Genomic DNA, 20,479 nt, shown 5'->3' with positions numbered 1-20,479 from the left:
ACCACCGATTAAAATTATACCATAGGGATAAAAAGTTTGAGAGAGATTTCCATTGAATGGGACGGTAAGATATTGATTCTATCTGACATTCATTACCCCTACTGCAATACGGAAGAGATAAATAAAATAATGCTATCTGAGAAACCCTCCCTTACTGTTCTCTTAGGGGATATAGTTGTCTCTAAAAGCGAGGATTATAGAAATTTTATCAATAGCCTAAAAATCAGAAAGAATATAATCTATGTTAGAGGTGATGAAGATAAGTTTAGAGGAGATTTTGATTTAGTCAAGATTAAGAATAATGGTAGACGTTTTATTCTCCTTCATGGTCATCAATACTTTAATGAAAGTGATGAATATAGTATAGCCAAAATCTTAAAGAAAATAAATGATAATATTCCACCCTTTCTCTTCTGTATATTTTTTAGAATTATGCTCATGAATTTCAATGCTACGATAATATTAGGTCACTCTCACGCATTAAGGTATTTTAAGAGTATTAATTGCGTAAATGCGGGTACTTTGTCTAATGTAGAAAATTTATACAATGATAGGGGTTACGTTGTAATAGAGAAAGGTAACGTTAAATTGGTCCAGAGTAAAACCTAATTAGATATCTGATTCAATATTAGCGATAAATAGGAAACTCCTAGTAATTGACAAGCTTCCTTAGGTCTCAGTATTCTTTCCACATTTTATCTGACAATAAATGATAGAAAAAGAGTTCTGCTAACATGGAACAGAATTCAACTGTTACCTCCACACTTCTCGTCAGAATAGTTATGATTAAAAGAGTTAGATGCTAATCTAAATTGATGAGAGAAGAGGCACAAAAATGGTTTAGACAAGCCTTAGAGGATTTGGCAACGGCTAAAGACACCATTACGACTGGTCACTATTATGCTTCAGCCTTTTGGGCAGAGCAAGCTGCTGAGAAAGCTCTAAAGGCCCTCTTGATAGAGAATGGAAAGATCGAGAGGACACACGATTTAAACCAATTATTATATGTAATAAAGGAGGAGATAGGATTGCCAGTAGAGGAGATAAGGAGCGAAGTAAACAAACTTACTTTGCATTACACTATCTCTAGGTATCCAGATGCGGCGAATACAATACCTTACTCGTTGTACACTAAGGAAGATGCTGAGGAGTTAGTAAAAAAAGCGGAAAAAGTGATAGAATGGGTAAGGCGAAATCTGCATTAAAAAGTCAAGTTGAATTGGTAAAGGTTGCAATAGAATTTATTAATGATATAAGTAATGAAATTAGAATTGAAGATGTGTACGTAGTGGGTTCTAGGGCCAGAGGAGATTACTTAGAGACGAGTGACATAGATTTAGTCATAATATCACGAGACTTTGAAGGCTTAAGGTATATTGATAGGCTTGAAAAACTTGGAAAGCACTTGAGAGCACGCGTAGAATTCTTTGCTTTTACACCCGAAGAATGGAAGGAGCCTAAATCTCTTTTGATTAAAGAAATGAAAAAAGAAGCTAAGAGACTAGAGGATCTAGCAAAAGAAATTGGGTTGTCTTTTTTAAATAATTAGGGATTTCTAAAAAGCGACAGTAACTCTAAACACCTTAAAAACTTTTTATTATGATTATGCCGAGATTAAATAATGAAAAATTTGGAAATTATTAAAGAAAATTAAGAGCACGAAAAGTGTGATAAAGTATCTAGAATGGAAGAATTAGGCCAAGTGGTCAGAGACTCAGGTTTATAAATCGTAGTATTTTTCGTCTAAGAAGTTGATTATGTTGAGTCGTATTATGCAACCCCATATCACTTTCTTCACTAGTATTTTGGAAAAGTTCTTAGACTATGATCTAGTGGTATATCCTTTGCCTAAAGCTATAAACTTTCTGAAAGCACTAACTATCTTGGGAAGATCTATCCTTGAAACTTTTCCTAGCTTCTTCAATATGTGTTCGTAATTGATCTTGGACATCATGTCGCATGAATCTAGAAACGTAATTTGAGTCTTGTTCCGGCTATGTAAAGTTTAATTTAACATTATTAAATAAAGATTAATCTCTTGCATTGCGTTCCTAGGATAATTGTGAGTAAATTTTAATTTATTAAGTATTTTGCTCATGTTGCCATCTAACTTAAAATGAGAAAAAAATTTAAGAGAGTTAAAGATGATGAAAAGTTATGAAAGATGAAACTAAAGTTTCCATAGCTGCCATGATAGGTATCGCCTTCGAGTTTTATGATTTTTTAATATTTGGTTTCGTATCGAGTATTCTGGCTAGCTTGTTCTTTCCATCAACCAACAAGATAGTATCTTTGTTAGATACATTAGCAGTTTTCGCTACGGGATTTGCAGGTAGACCGTTGGGCGCTATAGTATTCGGCCACCTTGGTGACAAGATAGGAAGGAAATATACCCTAATTGTAACTATGTCGTTAATGGGGTTATCATCCTTGTTTACTGGTTTATTGCCAAGCTATGCAGTATTGGGAATCTTAGCTCCTACGTTATTAACAGTTTTAAGGCTTCTCCAAGGTTTTTCTTTAGGAGGCGAATTCGGTGGTGGTATAACATTATCTGCCGAGTTTGCTAAACCCACTAATAGAGCTTTTTATATAGGAATTGCTCAGATGGCTCAAGGAGTAGGACCCTTAATGGCTACTGGATTAATATTCATTTTTAGTAGTATTATGTCTCCTCCTGCTTTTGCCTCTACTGGTTGGAGAATACTTTTCATAATTGGAGCATTTATTGCTGTAATTGGAGTAATTATTAGATTAAAAATTTCAGAATCACCAGTTTTCAAGAACGTTAGGGAAATGGGCCAGATATCAAAATTCCCCCTTGCTGAAGCATTCAGACTCTACTGGAAGAGAATATTATTAGGTTTAGGATTTATTATAGGTGGAACTACGTTAACTTATGCTACTAGTGTTTTCGCGGCTTCTTATTTAGAAACTGTAATAGGAGTACCAGCGAAGACTGTTTCATTAGCGTTAACAATAGGATATATTGTGGAAGCTATATGTATACTTGCATTTTCACTACTGGCTGATAAGATAGGGAGGAAACCAATGATGATAACTACCGCAGTCGGTCTATTAATTCTTGTGTATCCGTACTTCTACTTAATTTCTACCGGTCAGTTCTCATTAATATTATTAGCTCAAATTTTATACTCAACAATAGGCTCATTTTCAACTGCAGCTTATGCTGCTGCCTTAACTGAACTGTTTCCAACTAAAGTTAGATATACGGCATTATCCTTCGACTATCATGTAGGAGTTGCAGTTTTTGGAGGTACAACACCATTTATTGCAAGTTATTTAATATACGCTACAGGTTATAAGCTAGCTCCGGTATATTGGGGTATAGCAGGGATGGTAATAACATTAATAGCCTATTTGTTATATAAGGAGACTAAGGGGACAATATTTGAAGGGCAGGAAAGAGTAAGGTGATAGAATATTGGATTTAGGAATAAAGAATGGTAACGTATTTAATGGTAAAGGAGTTGTGGGAAAGGTTAATATTTACGTAAAGGATGGTAAAATTGTAGAGATATCTAAAGAGAATAAGCAAGCTAAAATTGAGATCGATGCCAAAGATATGTTTGTAATGCCCGGGCTAATAGATGCGCATATTCACCTTACTGGTATTAAAGGAGGGAGTTTGTTAAAAACAATGTTTGAGAAACCAGAGTATAGAGTGTTAAGGGCTTCTAAGTGGCTAGAGAAATTGCTGTTAGCTGGGTTCACTACTGTTAGAGATTGTGGCGAAACAATATCATTAGCTCTAAAGAGAGGCGTGAGTGAAGGGATAATAAATGGACCCAGAATTATTGCAGCGGGAAAGCCTATAAGTCAAACTTTCGGACATGGCGAACTAAGTCATGATGTTCCCTTAGAGTTTTCGATGGCATTAAGTTTTTCAGAATTTTGTGACGGAGTAGAATCATGTATTCGCGCATCAAGGAAAGTTTTAAGAGATGGAGCTGACTTTATTAAAATATTTGCTACTGGAGGAGTATTATCACAAAGAGATAGGCCGGAACACCCACAGCTGAGCTACGAGGAGATTAGTGCAATAGTTAATGAAGCTGAAAAAATAAATACTTATGTTGCTGCTCACGCTCATGGGGATAAAGGAGCCAGAATCGCTGTTGAGGCTGGGATAAAGACATTAGAGCATGGAACTCTACTTAGGGACGAGACATTAAAGCTTATGAGAGAGAGAAATGTAACCTTAACACCCACGCTTACAATCCAAGAATTAATATATAAATATGGTAAGCAAATAGGAGTTGATGAGTGGGGGCTACAAAAGATCAACGAAGTAAGAGAGAGCGTTGTAAATGTAGTTAAAAAGGCAGAGGAGTATGGAGTCATGATAATAACTGGAACGGATTTGGGTTTTGAAACTGGATTAGAGGAAATAGATATAGGTAAAAATTGGATGGAAAGTGTGCTCTTGGTAGAAAGAGGAGGTTTATCTACAATTAGTTCATTAAGAGCCTCAACCTATAATTCGGCGTTTGCCATTGGAATTAACGCTGGAGCCATAGAAGTGGGGAAGGATGCCGATATCATAGTAATAGATGGAGATCCAACTGAAAACATAAGGGATCTATCTAAAGTTAGAAGAGTAGTTAAAAACGGTAAGTTAACTGTAGAAGATGGTAAGTTCTTGTAATTTTTTAATTTAATCATTTTTAAAACTTCTAGGAAATCCAATGTTATCCAATTCTATGTAGAAATCCCATTAGTAGTTTTAGGAAATTCCCTTATCATAAAAAGTCAAAATATTTATCCATGTATTTATAAATATCTTTCATTGTACTTCTTAATATTATAGCTTATTAATAAACATTTTTCATCTAACCAGGAAAGATTTATTATATATTTTTAATGTAACGTAAAAGTGTAACGATTTTCCTATAAATGCTATCCCATTCTTGGTTATGACGGGTAGGAATCATTTAGAACCTCAAAGCGGAAGCTGTTAACGATACATATCACAGCATGGCTTATTCTGACTTTCTCAACGCCCTAAATGGAGAGAGTTATGTAGTAAAATTTGTCAACTGTTGCTCTCATGCAAGTTAAACTATGTCAACATTTTTAATGTTAAATCCACTACACATTATTATGGAGATTAAATCCACGGTAACTGTAATTGGTGGAGGAGTTAGTGGTTTATTTACCGCCTTAGACTTAGCACTGAGAGGAATTGATGTAACGCTAGTGGATAGAGGTGATATAGGATATGGGACTTCTGGGAAATTTCACGGTCTTCTTCATAGTGGGGCTAGATATGCTGTAACTGATCCAGATTCGGCTAGGGAGTGCATTCAAGAAAATAAAATAATTTCAAAGATAGCTCCTCATACAGTGAAAGATACTGGTGGAGTATTTCTTGGCATCACTGATGACGACTTACAGTTCTCTGAAACTTTCATAAAAGCGTTAAATAAAGTGGGGATTGAGAGCAAAGTCATAGACGTTAAGGAGGTATTACAAAAAGAGCCATTCATTAATAGGGACACAAAGATGGCTATATGGGTTCCCGATAAGGTGGTTTACGGTTATGACTTATTGGCAAGCGTTGCAATTACTGCATCGTTAAATGGAGCGAAAATTTTAACGTACAATGAGGTAGTTGAAATCATAAGAGAAAATAATAACGTTAAGGGAGTTAAGGTTTTAGATAAAATAAATAACAATACTAACGTGATAAAATCTGACATCATAGTTAACACAGCTGGACCTTGGTCATTCAATATAATAAAGATGGCTGGTTTAGAGGAAATACCTATAATGCCAACTGCGGGAATTATAGTCGTGTTTGATAAAAGGGTTAATAATATGGTAATCAATAGGCTGAGACCACCCTCTGATGGAGATATAATTGTCCCATACGCTGACTCATCAATTTTAGGAACTACTGCTACTATTATTGAGGATCCAGACAATTTCACCATATCGGATGAGGATATTGCCATGCTAGTAAATGAGGGAGCATATCTAATACCAAAATTAAAGAATATGAGGGTAGTTAGGTCATACGCTTCTGTAAGGCCATTAATTAAGAGCGAAGTCTCGGCTAGGGAGGCTTCAAGAGACTTTAGAATAATAGATCATGAGAAGGAGAATGGACTAAGTGGACTAGTATCCGTAATAGGCGGTAAGTTCACTACGGGAAGACTAGCTGGAGAAAGAGTGGCTGATTTAGTTTCCTCAAAACTAGGGATTAAGAGTGCAAGCAAGACAGCTACTACTAAGTTGCTCAGCCCTAATGATATTAACTTATTAAATTACGCTGAAAAAATTAGGCTACCTAAAGTAATAGTAAGGAGCATTCTGGATCGTAAAGGATCCTTAGATGAAGAAAGGTATTTAAGTTCGCTATATATCCTCCTATCGCTAATTTCTAGAGGGACGATGTAGAAATGGAGTTTAAGGGAACTTTTGATGTAAAGAGAACTATAGAGGCCGTCAAGGGATTTTTAATTAATCCAAAACAGTTCGCTGAATGCCTAACTGGATTGCAGAGCTATGAGACAAATAATAATGTATTTAAGGCAATTTTTAAACTAGATGTGTCACAAATGAAAATACCTCATATGACTACATTAACCGCTTCCATAAATGCCAATATCATTGAAAAAGAGAATAGTGTAGAGATAAACGGTGACGGTAGATCAGCAGGGGTGGGAATAAAATTTAACATTATCTTGGGATTGAAGAAAGATGAAGGGATAACTAGAGTGAATTGGTTTGCCAAGATAAATCTCGGGATGTTATCTAGACTTTTAGGGGAGGAGAATATTAGAAGAATAGCTGAGCCTAACATAAATCATATAATAAATTGTATTTCTTCGAAATTATCCTATTAATATAGTTAGTATTGATACCAATAAAGAAACAAAATGATAATATTTTATTCATTTACTTATTAGCTCCTTTTTCTTTCTCTTGAAGCACTCTCCATAATATTTTCCCAGATCCACTTTTCGGCAATGAATCAACGAATTCTATAATTCTGGGGTATTCATAAGCACTCATATGTTGTTTACACCACTCCCTTATTTCATCAGCAGTTATTTTTCCCTTATATTCTGGCTTTAGTACTATATATGCCTTAACTTCCTCATTGACCCTTGGATCTGGTGTTGCAACTACGCACGCTTCTAAAACTGCCGGATGCTGGTATAACTTATTTTCTACTTTGGTCGGCCATACCTTGTAACCTGCCCTATTTATCATTCTCTTTACCCTATCAAGGATAAAGAAATACCCCTCATCGTCCATATATCCGAGATCTCCAGTTCTGAAATACTCTAAACCATTTATAGTTATAAACGACTTCCTAGTTTCCTCCTCCTTATTCCAATAACCCTTAAATAAACTGGGACATCTAACTACTATTTCCCCCTCTCTATTAGGTGGAAGCACTTCGCCAGTTGATGGATCTATTATTAAAGCGTCAACTCCAAAATGTGGAATCCCTAGACACTGTAACTTAGGCCTCTGTGGAGGATTAACGTGAGTTTGAGACATAGTTTCGGTTAATCCATAACCCTCTATATAATCTAATCCAGTTAACTCCTTTAACTTTCTAGCAACAGCCTCAGGCATTGGAGCACCTCCTCCTCCTACTAACATTAGGGAACTCAGATCTCTCTTTTCTATGCCTGGTGTCGCTAACAAGTCTACGACCATTGTGGATATGTTAGTCCAATGGGTAACTCTGTACTTCGCTATCGCATCTAAGGCTGCCTCCCTATCCCAAATAGACAGTAAAACCATTGTACTCCCAACATATAATGGAGCGTTCAAGCTATGAATAAAACCAGTCACATGAAATACGGGTAAGGACGTTAGGACTACTGCGGAAGGTGCCAATGTGTTCCAGATAACTGAACCTAAAATCGTAGGCCATATGGTTGAATGGGTGTGAATACAACCCTTTGGAACTCCCGTTGTACCTGAAGTGTATGGAATCACTGCAATATCTTCTGCATCTACTTCAACTGATGGAGGGGTATAATTGTTTCTTAAAGTTTCCTTCCAAGGGATTACGTCATTACTTAACTCTGGTTCCCTAAGCATCAGTGGATGAACCTTTATTTCTGGGTTATCTGGAAGATAGTCCTTAAACCTACCCGCAATAACCCATTTAACTTGAGTATTCTCTTTGGCTTTCATTACCTTGCTAAGATATGAGGATAAGGTCACCACTCCAACCGATCCAGAGTCCTTAAGGATGTAGTTGAGCTCATCTTCTGCTAATAATGGATTTATTGGAACCAATATTGCATTAGCCCTTAGGATTCCAAAATAGGCTATGATCCACTGTATCGAATTCGGCATAAATAATGCTATTCTATCTCCTTTTCTTACTCCAAGCTTATTACTTAGAAATGCTGAAAACTTGATTATACTTTCCCATAACTCCTTATACGTTATTCTATTACCATAATATATTATGGCAGTTTTATTAGGATATCTCTGTGAAGAGACCTCAACAATATTGAATAGGGGAACTTTTGGGTAATCTAAGGTCTTTGGTAATCTAGGTGGCCAGTATTTAAACCAGGGTCTATCATATAATATACTTTGATTCATAGGAAAATTTAGATATATGCACTAATAAACCTTTATTCACAGAAAAGCTTATCTACTATGGATAAAATAGACTAGTATATGAGAATACCATTAGTTGGGAAAGATTCAATAGAATCTAAGGACATAGGATTTACGCTAATTCATGAACATTTAAGAGTTTTTAGCGAAGCGGTCAGACAACAATGGCCCCATCTATATAACGAAGATGAGGAGTTCAGAAACGCTGTAAATGAGGTTAAAAGGGCAATGCAATTTGGAGTAAAGACTATAGTAGATCCCACTGTAATGGGATTGGGTAGGGACATCAGATTTATGGAAAAAGTGGTTAAGGCTACCGGGATAAATTTAGTTGCGGGGACGGGGATTTACATATATATCGACTTACCTTTCTATTTCTTAAATAGGTCAATTGATGAGATAGCTGACTTGTTTATTCATGATATAAAAGAGGGAATACAAGGTACTCTCAATAAAGCTGGCTTCGTAAAGATAGCTGCAGATGAACCTGGGATCACAAAGGATGTGGAGAAGGTAATAAGGGCTGCTGCCATAGCAAACAAAGAGACTAAAGTACCAATAATTACCCACTCTAACGCTCACAATAACACCGGATTAGAACAGCAAAGAATATTGACTGAAGAAGGTGTTGATCCAGGGAAAATATTAATAGGTCATTTAGGTGATACAGATAATATAGATTACATAAAGAAGATAGCAGATAAGGGATCCTTTATTGGATTAGATAGATATGGTTTAGATTTATTCCTACCTGTTGATAAGAGAAATGAAACGACCTTAAGACTAATCAAAGATGGTTATTCAGATAAGATAATGATCTCTCACGATTATTGTTGCACAATCGACTGGGGAACTGCAAAACCAGAATATAAACCTAAGCTTGCTCCAAGATGGAGTATAACTCTAATATTTGAGGATACGATACCGTTCTTAAAGAGAAATGGAGTGAATGAAGAGGTTATAGCTACAATATTTAAGGAAAATCCGAAAAAGTTCTTCAGCTAAATATTTATTTTTAACTTAACACTTTTATTATAATATGCCACTAGATCCACAAGTTAAGGAGCTCTTAACTAAAATAAATTTGCTATTACCTACAACTCCTTTAACACCTCAAGAGTTCAGAAAGGTTAGAAATGAGCTCTTTATAAAGATGTTTAATAACGAAAAGGTTGGGCTATATAATATTCGTGATATGACTATCCCAGTTAGGAATGGTGATATAAAAGTTAGGGTCTATTTTCCAAACCAAAGGGAAAACCTTCCCGCTGTAGTGTATTATCATGGAGGAGGTTTCGTTTACGGAAATTTAGATACTCATGATAGCGTGTGTAGATTAATATCAAAGTTGTCAAATACAATAATAGTTTCAGTGGATTATAGGTTAGCTCCAGAACACAAATTCCCCACACAAGTTTATGACGCATACGATGTGGTTAAGTGGTTAGCTAATAATGGAGGAAAGCTATCCATAGATACGTCAAAAATTGCAGTTGCTGGAGATAGTGCGGGGGGAAATTTATCCACGGTAGTTAGTATCCTTGATAGAGATAATGGAGAAAACGTTGTGAAATACCAAATAATGATATACCCAGTAGTTAACATGTTAGACTCCTCTCCCTCAATGTATAATTACGGGGATGGCTACTTCCTAACCTATGAGAGAATTTTATGGTACAACAAGCAGTATGTTAAAGAAGACAGTGATTATTACAACCCCTTAGCCTCTCCAATATTGGCTGAATCACATAACCTTCCTCCCGCGTTAATAATTACCGCCGAATATGATCCCCTAAGAGATCAAGGTGAAATGTACGCTCATAAACTGAAGGTAAGTGGAGTGAAGACAATAAGCTTGAGATATAACGGCATGATCCACGGCTTCGTGAGTTTTTATGAGTATTTAGATACGGGAAAAGAAGCAATACATCATATTGCATCATCAATTAGAAAAATGTTTAACGTTTTCTATTGATGATTTTTTACTATAATATTTTTCAGAATCCCTATCTTCTCCACATATAATTCTATACTACTATTTGGCTTTAACGATTTGCCTATATCTAACCCAGTACATCCACTTACAGTACCACTACCGAAAACATCGCCCGGTCTAATGTACTCGTCTTGAGAGACATACGCTATCATATCCTCAAAACTCCATTGCATATCCTCTGCCTTAGTATCACACCAGATTTCATTATTAACCTTAGCGTAGACTCTTAACCCCTTAATATCCGATAACTCGTCCTTTGTTACTATCCAAGGTCCCAATCCATTTGCGAAATCTTTACCCTTTGCTGGGCCTAGTAAACCTTTCATCTCAGCCATTTGTATATCCCTCGCACTAAAATCATTAAAGATAGTGAAACCTAATATGTAATCCCTCGCTCTTATCTTATCAATGTCCTTACCTCTCTTATATATTATAGCAGCTATTTCTAGCTCTATGTCGACGAGCTTAGAATACTTTGGCCAAGGTACTTCCTCTAAATGTCCATAAAATATCGCCGGATCTCCCTTATAATAAATGGGAATCCTAAACCATTCTTCGGGTATAGGTTGTCCTCTCCTCTTATAAGTTGCCTCAACATGTCCCCTAAATGCTAGGAAATCTCTCAACATATTAGCCCTTACTAAGGGTGCCTTTAACTTAACTTGATTAATATTATAAAGGATATCATTTCTCTTCTTAGACCATTCCAGAATTTCTTTAACCACTTCAAATCCCTTATCTCCAGCTTGAAGTACCCCTAGCATATCTGGAGGTACTATTGCATTACAATACCTCTCGGCAAATTGTTCTTCTTCCCCTTTCTCAATTAGCATTAGGTAGCAAGAGGTGTTTAGATCTGCTATAAACTCGTCATTAACTAAAACACCACTTCTTATCCTATTATCCCTAATGAAACTTATTAGTTTCATGATCTCTATAAACTATTTAATCAATAGGTAATATATGTTATTATGGAAGTTCAATATAAGTTCGAAAGAATTAGTGATAATGTATATGCCTTCATTCAACCTAATGGTGACTGGTTCTTAAGTAATGCCGGTGTAATAATAGGTAAAAATTACGCAGTAGTAGTAGATTCGTTAACTAACGAGAAAATGGCTAGGCAGTTTATTTCCGAGATTAAGAAAATAACTGACAAACCAATAAAGTATTTGATAAATACCCATGAACATGAAGATCACCTATGGACTAATCACTTATTCCCTAATGCAATAACTATTTGCCATAAGAACTGCAGGGAGAAAGTAGTGGAGGGTGCAAAACGAAGGATTAATCCATATGAAAATTTATTTAATGCAATAGATTTTTCCGGCTATCAATATACGCCCCAAGAAGTGGTAATTAAAGATGAAATGAGAATATTTATTGATAACGATGAGGAAATTAAAATAGCATACGTCGGTTATGCACATACAACTAGCGACATCTACGTATATATTCCTGACCAAAAAGTCGTATTTACTGGAGATCTCCTTTTTTCTCCACCTTGTACTCCATTTGCGTTAATGGGCTACATTCAAGGATATATAAATGCTCTAGAGAATCTGGCAAATTTAGATGCTGAAATCTTTATACCGGGTCATGGTGAGGTAAGTTATGGTAGAAATGCTTTATATGAATCGAGGGACTACTTAATATTTGTTAGGGATGAGGCTAGAAAAATAATGAGGACAATCAGTGACCCTATTAGAGCTGCCTATGAGATAAATTTAGGCAAATACGATGAGTGGATAAGTAAGGAGAGGATTGTTGGAAATTTAGTTAGGGCTTACAGTGAGTTAAAGGGAAATCCCCCAGCATCGAAGTTAGAAAATATTGATAAAGTACTTTTAGAGATGATTAGATATAGAGAAAAGAAAGGTGGTGGGAAAAAATAGATTGTTTCTAACGTTGTTGCGACAACCACTTTAACACTACTGAATTAACATCTTTTTCACTGTTTTCTCCAGTATACACATCTAAATGCCCATATCCCTTCAATAAGATAATCTCGCTATTTGAAGGTAATATCTTACTATCAAAGATCTGAATACCGAACCTTTCACTAACAAATGCTATAGTGGGTACAAGTATCCCTTCGTAATCAAATTTTAGATCTCTTTCTAAACTTAACCTATATGGCCAGTACGGATCAAAGGAAGCTAAAATTGGGAACATGTCTTCCTTTTTAGAGTAGGGATAATCATATGGATTCGCTGAGCCGGTTACATATAAGCTATCCATTAAGAAATCGCTAATACTCTTATATTTTGGGTCTGGACTTGGCATATCTGGATTAGCTAATGCATAGGACCATATAGGATTATTTGGACCGCCTCTGCTAGGTATAACGTAGATACCTTTAGCCTCCATTTCTTCAATACTGTTCACTTCTGGAGTATAAAACTTTGGTCTAATCCCGTGTTTAGTAGGACCACCATCTAACAGGATTAGCCCCTTAATATCATTCTTCCAATATAGCGAGGAGTAGTTTAGAGCCGCAATGCCTCCAAAGCTCTCCCCCGCTAAGTATATTCTTTCTTGTCCGGAATCCCGTTTGATAAAACTAACAACCTCTTTAATATCACTAATCCATGTACTCCATCCCCAATTAGCCGTAAAGGAAAGTTGCCTATCCTTAAGAAATGGGGGAACATAGTGAGTTCTATAGTCAATTGTATAAACGTTAAATCCGTTTCTTGCTAGGTAAAGTACGATAGATTTTCTATAGTCTGGTATTGTATAGTGCACACCATTCCAACTTATGGTTACCAATTGTTCCCCGCTGGACCATGTACCGGGAAGGATAAGGACAGCATCATTACCTCCACCTATTAAATTAACCTTATGAAGAGATATAATATCATATGGTGAATCTTCTCTCTTCATTTTCCATATGTTCTCTATAAGCTGATCATTACCCAAGATTGGTGCTTCCCTTTTGACGATTTTCCATTCTTCATACATGAGTGTTAACCCCTCATTAAGATGTCCTTTAGCGCAGAACCTACCATTACACTAACTAGCCTACTAATATTAGGAGAACCTAAAAAGCCGTGAACCATACCGTTAACTCTAAAACTTAAGGTTAAAACCCCAGCCTCCATTAGTCTCTTTGCATAAGCCTCCCCTTGGTCTCTTAAGGGATCATATTCGGCTGTGACAATAATGGCTTGTGGTAAGTTGGAGAGATCTTCTGCAATTAAAGGAACGAACATGGGATTAAGAAGATCCTTCTCGTCTCTTATGTACATCATTATTCCGTAATCTATGGGTACGTTAATGTCCAAGAAATAGCCTTTTCTATATTCAGTCATTGATGTAGAGGCTAAGTCTAGATATACGAAGGGAACCACAAGTGCTTGAGCCCTTAATTTTATCCCTTGATCTCTGGAAAGAATAGACGTAGCTGCAGCTAAGTTACCTCCAGCGCTAATTCCGAAAACTGCGATTCGATTCGGATGACCACCTATACTTTCAGCGTTCTCATATGTCCATTTAATAGAGTCAAAGCAGTCCGTTACGGCCGCAGGGAACTTATGTTCTGGTGCTAGTCTATAATTAACTGAAATCACTATACAGTTACAAGAATTAGCCAATATTCTAGAAACACTATCCTCAGTCTCGATACTGCCTAAAATCCATGCGCCACCATGAAAATGAAGAATTATAGGATGATCTCGTTTATTATCTGGATAATATATTCTTATAGGTATTTCAGTTTCCAACCCTTTAATCTTCCTATCCTCAATTTTATATACAGAGTCCTTTGGTGTAGCTTCTGCTAAGAGTTTGTTTAGTTTTTCTCTAACTTCTTGTAATGAATATTTGGTGAAATCTAAAATGTTAGCCTTATAGAAATAATCTAAAAACTTTCTTACCTCTGGATCTAGGGGAATTTTTCCACCTAATTTACATTATATTTTTGACTCACTATATACTTTACTATTTAATCTTACGAAACTTTCACTATTAGTTCTCTAAAGTCTTAATTAACTGAATTTGAGGAGGGATTTAGCTATGTTTGCGCAGTACCCTCTCTATATGCTTCATTAACCTCCTCAAGTCTAACCTTTACTGTTTTCGGAATGGTAAACCATAACAATGCTGCGGCAAATGGAACTGGAAGGCCTAAAACTACCCATGCTGGTAACGGACCTATTATCCTTATTAAAGGAAATAAAAGTAGAGGCCCAATGACTCCACCTAAATGCCCTATACCATCAGTTATGGCAAAGGCTGTTGATCTAGCTGCAGTAGGGAAGGCTTCACTACTCATTAAATACCCAGCTAAGTATGGCGGGTTAACAACGAATTCAAGAAGAAAATAGGCTATAAACCAGACTATCAGTTCCTTGTTAAGCAATAAATATGTGGACACAAAAGAGCTAACTAGGAACCCTATTCCTCCAATTTGGGTCAGCAACCTTCTATCTGTCTTTTCAACTACGCTTAATAAAATAAATGAAACTATGGTGGCTCCTATAGCTGCGAATCCTGACAATCTAATGTATTCTGCATATTGAGCTGTAGAAAACCCAATCACTACTTTTACGAACGTAGGACCAAGTCCTGTAGATGTGTATTGTATGAAGTAGATGAAAAACCAGAAGACCGTGAGCGAAATTAGACGCTTAAGATATTTCGACTCTCTTAGTATTTTCAATTGGCTAGAGGATGGAGTCTCTTCGTAATGAATTATCTTAGGCTGTGGAAGTGATTCCATTCTAGCCCTCCTCATACTTATCTCCTCCATCTTATTCACAATCTTCTCGACCTCTTGTACTTTTCCTTTCTTTACCAATATTCTAACACTTTCTGGAGATAAAATAGTTAAAACGACGGTAGTCATAAGGGATAAAACTGCAGGCAAAAGGAAAATTATTCTCCAGCCTACTGTAGGGTTAATAGTAACGATGAACGCTGCGGCGACCGTACCAACTCCCACCGCAGTCCACCCCGAGATGAAAATCCAATTTGCGTATTTTCCTCTTTTCATACTGGGTGAAAACTCTGCGACATAGACCATAGCTAAATTGAGAGCCGCTCCAATACCTATACCTTCTAGCAATCTAAAAATAAACAACATGAAATAGTTAGTAGCTAAACCCATACCCAAACTACCAATTCCTAAAAGCGCAAAAGTGGTAATCAGTATTGGTCTCCTACCAATCCTATCTGAAGCAACACCAAAACCTATCGAACCAGCTATGTAACCTGCTAATCCCACAGATACGATAATTGAAGCTTGAGTTGCGTTTATGAAAGGGATGAATGGCAAAGCGTAACCTAAATTCGATACTGCGTCATATAAGGTGGCAAAATAACCTATTCCTAGTGCCCATAGTACTGCATATGATAGCCCCCAAGTTGGTAGTCTATCTATCCTAGCTAGGTATTCATCTAATTTACTACTCATAGATGTGCTTACACCAGTTAATTCATAAAAATATCTTATGAAAGTCAATTTTCTAGCTTTATACATAAATTGTATAATTAGATACTAGCTATGGATAATATATACCATACAGAAGTTAGAAAAGAATTTTGAATATTTTTACTTTCCTTAGTTATGAATAAAGACCTAACTTTTAGTTAGCTATTTATTTAATTTTTAATAGTAAAAAGAGTAAAATGAGTTTATTGGATTAAGGAGATAAATTTTAAAGCTAGTCAAGAGAGAATGAGTTTGTGACGATATTTACTTTAAAGTTACCAATGCAAGGCCCCTTGAAGTACATAAACTCATATTTAGTAAAAGGCAATGAAGAGAGCGTACTGATTGATACTGGACTACCTACTCAAGAAGATGTGACTACTTTATCAAATTATTTGAAAGCTTATGGTTATCCGAACTTCGTAGTAATCACTCATTACCATCCAGATCATATGGGCTTAGTTAGATTGTTTAAGGATAAGAGTATTATATTGATATCTGATAGGGAGTTAGAATATGTAACCTATCTACTAAGTGAGGAGTATGAAAAGGAAATGAGGAAATATCTTCTCGCTAATGGTTTTCCAGAAGAGTTTATTCAGAGAATGTTTAGAAATAGAAGTAGATTTAGTGAAATCATTGACGGCGTAAATTTCAATACCGTTAAGGATGGAGATGTGATAAAATTAGGCCAAGAACAAATGAGGGTATTATTGACTCCAGGCCATACTATGGGACACATTTGCCTAGTTTACGAAAAGGTAGTATTCTGTGGAGATCATATATTGCAAGATATAACGCCAAATATATCGTTACTTAGATTAGAGGATAATCCGTTAAAGGCTTATTTAGAAAGCCTTGATAAGGTACAAAAACTGGATATTGAACTGCTTTATCCCGCACATGGAGAAGTACTCAAAGATGTGAGTAAAAGGGTAGAGGAAATAAAGGAGCACCATAAAAGACGGCTAGAGGAAATAATGAACATTATAAGGACTTTAGGAAAAACTAGTGGATTTAATATTGCGTCCAGAATTTCTTGGTACAAGAAGTGGGATGAACTTTCCGCTTTTGATAAACAATTAGCAATGGGGGAAACATTGGCACATATTAAATATCTAGTCGAGGAGGGCTTTATAAGAGAGGTAAACGCTAGTGGTAGTATTTATTATACTATGAGTAGTTGATATAAAATGAGTAAATATTTAAAATTGTAGGAAGATTGAATTGAGATTACTTTTTAACCTTATTTTGCTTATCTTTATCCGATGAAAGTAGAAGATATTAAAAAGATTCTCGTAGTAGGAGCAGGAACAATGGGACACGGAATAGCTGAAATTGCTGCAATTTCTGGGTATAAGGTGTACTTAAGTGATATATCTCAAGATATATTAAACAATGCTTTGGAAAGAATAAGATGGAGTTTAAGTAAGTTACAAGAGAGAGGGCAGATAAAAGAAAGTGTTGATACCATAATGTCTAGAATAACCACTATAGTGGGATTAGATAAGACAGTAAGTGATGCTGACTTCTCTATAGAGGCTTCGACTGAAAGAATGGATATAAAAAGGCAAGTTTTCTCAAAACTTGACGAATTATTACCACCCCATGCAATATTAGCTACAAATACGAGTAGTCTACCAATATCTAAAATAGCTGAAGCTACTAAAAGACAAGATAAAGTTGTGGGAATGCACTTCTTCAACCCGCCAGTACTAATGCAACTTGTAGAAGTAATGAAAGGAGATAAAACTAGTGATGAGACTGCAAAAATAACTTATGATTTAGCCAAGAAGTTTGGCAAACAACCAATAATGATAAATAAGGATGTGCCAGGTTATGTCGTAAATAGAATATTAGGTCAAATAAATATCGCCTCATGCATATTAGTGGAGAAGAAAGTAGCAGACTACAGAGAAGTTGATGCAGTAGCTAGATACAAACTAGGGTTTCCAATGGGGGTATTTGAATTAATAGACTATACAGGGGTAGATGTTGCGTACTACGTTTCGAAGTCTAGAGAAGAACTAGGAATAAGAGATGATATACCGATATGCAGTCTGATAGAGCAAAAGTTTAAGAATAACGAACTAGGTGTGAAAACTGGTAAAGGTTTCTACACTTATCCAGCTCCAGGCAAATATGTTAAACCGGAATTGCCTAAGGAATTAGCTGATAAATTAAACCCAGCATTAATTTTAGCTGGAGGCGTAAATGAGGCTACTAGACTATTGAGAGAAGGAATAGCAAGTAGGGATGATATAGATTTAGGTGTGAGATTGGGATTAGGGCTTCCAAAGGGAATATTCCAATATGCGGATGAGTTAGGAGTTGATACAGTACTTAAGGCTTTGGAAGATCTAAAAGCGTTATCTGGTTATAACACCTTCAATCCAGATCCCATGATAACTCAAATGATAAGAGAGAATAAGTTAGGAATAAAGACGGGAAGTGGATTCTACCAGTATGGGAAGGTCGAGGAAAAGAAAATGAACACCCTTATCATACGTATTGAACCACCGCTAGCGTGGATCATACTAAATAGACCAGAACGATTGAACGCACTAAATCCAGAGTTAGTAAGTGAACTTGACAAGAGTCTAGATGAATTAGAAAGTAGAAGTGATGTAAGGGTAGTCATAATTACTGGTAACGGTAGGGCTTTCTCAGCTGGGGCAGACGTTAGCTCGTTCATTACGCTAAGACCAATAGACGTGATAAGGTTGAGGACTTTAAGAAATGTTGTGAACAAAATTGCTCTCTACACTAAGCCGATAATTGCGGGAATAAATGGGTTTGCATTAGGTGGTGGACTTGAGTTGGCCATGGCTTGTGATATAAGGATAGCTTCTGAGGTTGCACAACTAGGACAACCGGAAATCAATATAGGTATAATACCCGGAGCTGGGGGAACGCAGAGGCTACCCAGACTAGTTGGAAAAGGAAAGGCTAAGTTAATGATATATACCGGTGATATGGTTTCCGCTGAGGATGCGTATAAGATGGGATTAGTGGATTTAGTAGTTCCAAGTAATAGATTTGAGGAAGAAGTAAGAAGAGTAGCATTGAAAATAGCTGAAAAATCACCAATATCACTATTGGCAGCTAAATTAGCAATAGAGTTAGGATACGAATCTAATATCTGGACTGGACAAACTCTAGAGTCAACATTATTTGGGCTTTTATTCACAACTAAAGATGTAGAAGAAGGAGTGAAAGCTTTCTTAGAAAAAAGAAAACCCCAATTTAAAGGAGAATAAAGTTTTTTCCCTTTTATTTAGCCTTTTGGCAATCCTAGAACAACCTCTCCCAATAAATTCCTTAATATCTCTGAAGTACCGCCAGCTATTGTTATGGACCTAGAGGCTAAGAAACCATATGCTATTTCTGGCCTAAATCCAGGTTCTCGCTCCATAACTAGTCCTTCTATCCCCATATTAGCCATTGCGTTTTCGTAAACTCTCTGTATGGCTTCTGAAGCTACCAACTTTATTACTGCAGCTTCTGGACCCGCAATATACCCCTTCTTGAGTCTTTCCAATATCCTCTTATAAAATGACTTTAACGCTACAATTTCCTCTGCAGTATTGAATAGTTGATCGTTATTGATAGATAATTCCCTAATGAGCCTCTCTACTGTAAACAATATTGTTCCTATGTTAAGCCTCTCATAATTTAATGTGGACATCGCTACTTTCCAACCTTCACCGATCTTACCCACCACATTCTCCTTGGGAACCTTTACGTTATTAAAATACACTGTGTTAAATTCTGATCTCCCAGTAATTTGCTTGATTGGACTTACCCTTATTCCCTCGCTTTTCATATCAACTATAAGCATGGTAAGCCCCTTATGTCTCTCCGATACATCGCCGGTTCTAGTCAGGAGAAGGCAATAGTTTGCCAAATGTGCATAACTGCTCCATATTTTCTGTCCATTAACTAGAAAGTACTCCCCCTTATCTTCGGCCTTTGTCTTTATTCCCGCTAAATCTGATCCAGCTTGTGGTTCTGAGAAACCTTGACACCACACGTCCTCAGCTGTTAATATTCTCCTTATATGTTTCTTCTTCTGCTCTTCAGTACCGTTAAGAATAATTGCAGGACCGACTACCGATACCCCTAAACCAACTGTGGCATAAGGCACTCCCGCTTTAGCGAACTCTTCCCTAACTATTATCTCCTTAATTGGATTCTCTCCCCACCCCCCATATTCCTTTGGCCAAGATACCCCCAAATATCCAGCCTCATATATTCTTCTCTGCCACTCTCTTAAGACATCTGGAGGGGCCATGTCTCCTTTAGCCCTTATCTCCTCCGGTACATTATTCCTTATCCACTCCCTCACCTTTATTCTGTACTCTTCTAATTCATCCTCATTTTTACTCATACTTTTAATACCTCCTTATTACTTTAAATATTTT

At 36.4% G+C, this 20,479-nt stretch carries 19 protein-coding genes; 12 read left to right on the top strand and 7 right to left on the bottom strand.

Going from position 1 to position 20,479, the window contains the following annotated elements:
• Window positions 1-36 precede the first annotated feature (36 nt).
• The 3 genes from SSOP1_RS12675 (at window position 37) to SSOP1_RS12665 (ending at window position 1,549) form a co-directional block, all read left to right on the top strand.
• Window positions 37-609, top strand: coding sequence for a metallophosphoesterase family protein (locus SSOP1_RS12675; RefSeq protein WP_009990977.1), 573 nt, complete (start codon window positions 37-39; stop codon window positions 607-609).
• Window positions 610-815: 206 nt separating this feature from the next.
• Window positions 816-1,205 (top strand): HEPN domain-containing protein, encoded by a 390-nt coding sequence (locus tag SSOP1_RS12670; protein ID WP_009990975.1) that lies wholly within the window; start codon window positions 816-818, stop codon window positions 1,203-1,205.
• The gene (locus SSOP1_RS12665; RefSeq protein ID WP_009990974.1) at window positions 1,181-1,549 is read left to right on the top strand and encodes a nucleotidyltransferase domain-containing protein; all 369 of its coding nucleotides are present in this window, start codon (window positions 1,181-1,183) and stop codon (window positions 1,547-1,549) included. Before SSOP1_RS12670 ends, SSOP1_RS12665 begins: the two co-directional genes overlap by 25 nt.
• A gap of 273 nt (window positions 1,550-1,822) precedes the next feature.
• Here SSOP1_RS12665 and SSOP1_RS17855 read toward each other — a convergent pair whose 3' ends face one another.
• Window positions 1,823-1,954: a hypothetical protein gene (locus tag SSOP1_RS17855; RefSeq protein ID WP_014511418.1), complete on the bottom strand. Its 132-nt coding sequence runs from the start codon at window positions 1,952-1,954 to the stop codon at window positions 1,823-1,825.
• A 203-nt stretch (window positions 1,955-2,157) separates the two neighbouring features.
• On the opposite strand from SSOP1_RS17855, the gene SSOP1_RS12660 reads away from it, so the two are divergent.
• The 4 genes from SSOP1_RS12660 to SSOP1_RS12645 all read left to right on the top strand — a co-directional run bounded on the left by SSOP1_RS12660 (window position 2,158) and on the right by SSOP1_RS12645 (window position 6,872).
• Window positions 2,158-3,438, top strand: coding sequence for an MFS transporter (locus SSOP1_RS12660; protein WP_009990972.1), 1,281 nt, complete (start codon window positions 2,158-2,160; stop codon window positions 3,436-3,438).
• A gap of 7 nt (window positions 3,439-3,445) precedes the next feature.
• The gene (locus tag SSOP1_RS12655; protein ID WP_009990971.1) at window positions 3,446-4,669 is read left to right on the top strand and encodes a metal-dependent hydrolase family protein; all 1,224 of its coding nucleotides are present in this window, start codon (window positions 3,446-3,448) and stop codon (window positions 4,667-4,669) included.
• Between the two features lie 455 nt (window positions 4,670-5,124).
• Window positions 5,125-6,423 carry an FAD-dependent oxidoreductase gene (locus SSOP1_RS12650; protein WP_029552488.1) on the top strand — a complete coding sequence of 433 codons (1,299 nt, stop codon included), beginning with the start codon at window positions 5,125-5,127 and terminating at the stop codon, window positions 6,421-6,423.
• Between the two features lie 2 nt (window positions 6,424-6,425).
• On the top strand, window positions 6,426-6,872 hold the full coding sequence (locus SSOP1_RS12645; RefSeq protein WP_009988473.1) for a CoxG family protein: 447 nt from the start codon (window positions 6,426-6,428) through the stop codon (window positions 6,870-6,872).
• Between the two features lie 52 nt (window positions 6,873-6,924).
• Here the strand turns inward: SSOP1_RS12645 and SSOP1_RS12640 are convergent, their stop codons facing one another.
• Complete coding sequence (locus SSOP1_RS12640; protein ID WP_009988474.1) at window positions 6,925-8,604, bottom strand: long-chain fatty acid--CoA ligase; 1,680 nt, start codon at window positions 8,602-8,604, stop codon at window positions 6,925-6,927.
• 78 nt (window positions 8,605-8,682) lie between these two features.
• Here SSOP1_RS12640 and php point away from each other — a divergent pair, with 78 nt between their 5' ends.
• Window positions 8,683-9,627 carry an aryldialkylphosphatase gene (gene php, locus SSOP1_RS12635; RefSeq protein WP_009988477.1) on the top strand — a complete coding sequence of 315 codons (945 nt, stop codon included), beginning with the start codon at window positions 8,683-8,685 and terminating at the stop codon, window positions 9,625-9,627.
• A gap of 34 nt (window positions 9,628-9,661) precedes the next feature.
• Entirely contained in the window at window positions 9,662-10,597 is a 936-nt protein-coding gene (locus tag SSOP1_RS12630; RefSeq protein ID WP_009988478.1) for an alpha/beta hydrolase, read from the top strand.
• On the opposite strand, the gene SSOP1_RS12625 is transcribed toward SSOP1_RS12630, so the two are convergent.
• Entirely contained in the window at window positions 10,591-11,547 is a 957-nt protein-coding gene (locus SSOP1_RS12625) for a fumarylacetoacetate hydrolase family protein (RefSeq protein WP_009988479.1), read from the bottom strand. The two genes, SSOP1_RS12630 and SSOP1_RS12625, sit on opposite strands and share 7 nt — an antisense overlap.
• 42 nt (window positions 11,548-11,589) lie before the next feature.
• Here SSOP1_RS12625 and SSOP1_RS12620 point away from each other — a divergent pair, with 42 nt between their 5' ends.
• Window positions 11,590-12,516 carry an MBL fold metallo-hydrolase gene (locus SSOP1_RS12620; RefSeq protein WP_009988480.1) on the top strand — a complete coding sequence of 309 codons (927 nt, stop codon included), beginning with the start codon at window positions 11,590-11,592 and terminating at the stop codon, window positions 12,514-12,516.
• 7 nt (window positions 12,517-12,523) lie between these two features.
• On the opposite strand, the gene SSOP1_RS12615 is transcribed toward SSOP1_RS12620, so the two are convergent.
• The 3 genes from SSOP1_RS12615 to SSOP1_RS12605 form a co-directional block, all read right to left on the bottom strand.
• Window positions 12,524-13,585 (bottom strand): alpha/beta hydrolase, encoded by a 1,062-nt coding sequence (locus tag SSOP1_RS12615; protein ID WP_009988483.1) that lies wholly within the window; start codon window positions 13,583-13,585, stop codon window positions 12,524-12,526.
• 5 nt (window positions 13,586-13,590) lie between these two features.
• On the bottom strand, window positions 13,591-14,346 hold the full coding sequence (locus SSOP1_RS12610; RefSeq protein WP_009988484.1) for an alpha/beta hydrolase: 756 nt from the start codon (window positions 14,344-14,346) through the stop codon (window positions 13,591-13,593).
• A 290-nt stretch (window positions 14,347-14,636) separates the two neighbouring features.
• Window positions 14,637-16,103 (bottom strand): MFS transporter, encoded by a 1,467-nt coding sequence (locus tag SSOP1_RS12605; protein ID WP_009988487.1) that lies wholly within the window; start codon window positions 16,101-16,103, stop codon window positions 14,637-14,639.
• A gap of 206 nt (window positions 16,104-16,309) precedes the next feature.
• Here SSOP1_RS12605 and SSOP1_RS12600 point away from each other — a divergent pair, with 206 nt between their 5' ends.
• Window positions 16,310-17,242 (top strand): MBL fold metallo-hydrolase, encoded by a 933-nt coding sequence (locus SSOP1_RS12600; RefSeq protein ID WP_009988488.1) that lies wholly within the window; start codon window positions 16,310-16,312, stop codon window positions 17,240-17,242.
• Window positions 17,243-17,323: 81 nt separating this feature from the next.
• Window positions 17,324-19,315, top strand: coding sequence for a 3-hydroxyacyl-CoA dehydrogenase/enoyl-CoA hydratase family protein (locus SSOP1_RS12595; RefSeq protein ID WP_009988490.1), 1,992 nt, complete (start codon window positions 17,324-17,326; stop codon window positions 19,313-19,315).
• Between the two features lie 17 nt (window positions 19,316-19,332).
• On the opposite strand, the gene SSOP1_RS12590 is transcribed toward SSOP1_RS12595, so the two are convergent.
• On the bottom strand, window positions 19,333-20,445 hold the full coding sequence (locus tag SSOP1_RS12590) for an acyl-CoA dehydrogenase family protein (RefSeq protein ID WP_009988491.1): 1,113 nt from the start codon (window positions 20,443-20,445) through the stop codon (window positions 19,333-19,335).
• Window positions 20,446-20,479: the final 34 nt, after the last annotated feature.

The sequence above is a fragment of the Saccharolobus solfataricus genome (genome assembly GCF_900079115.1).
GTDB classification, from domain to species: domain Archaea; phylum Thermoproteota; class Thermoprotei_A; order Sulfolobales; family Sulfolobaceae; genus Saccharolobus; species Saccharolobus solfataricus.
The sequence above is the reverse complement of the archived record's forward strand: the minus strand, read 5'-3'. Positions and strand labels throughout refer to the sequence as shown.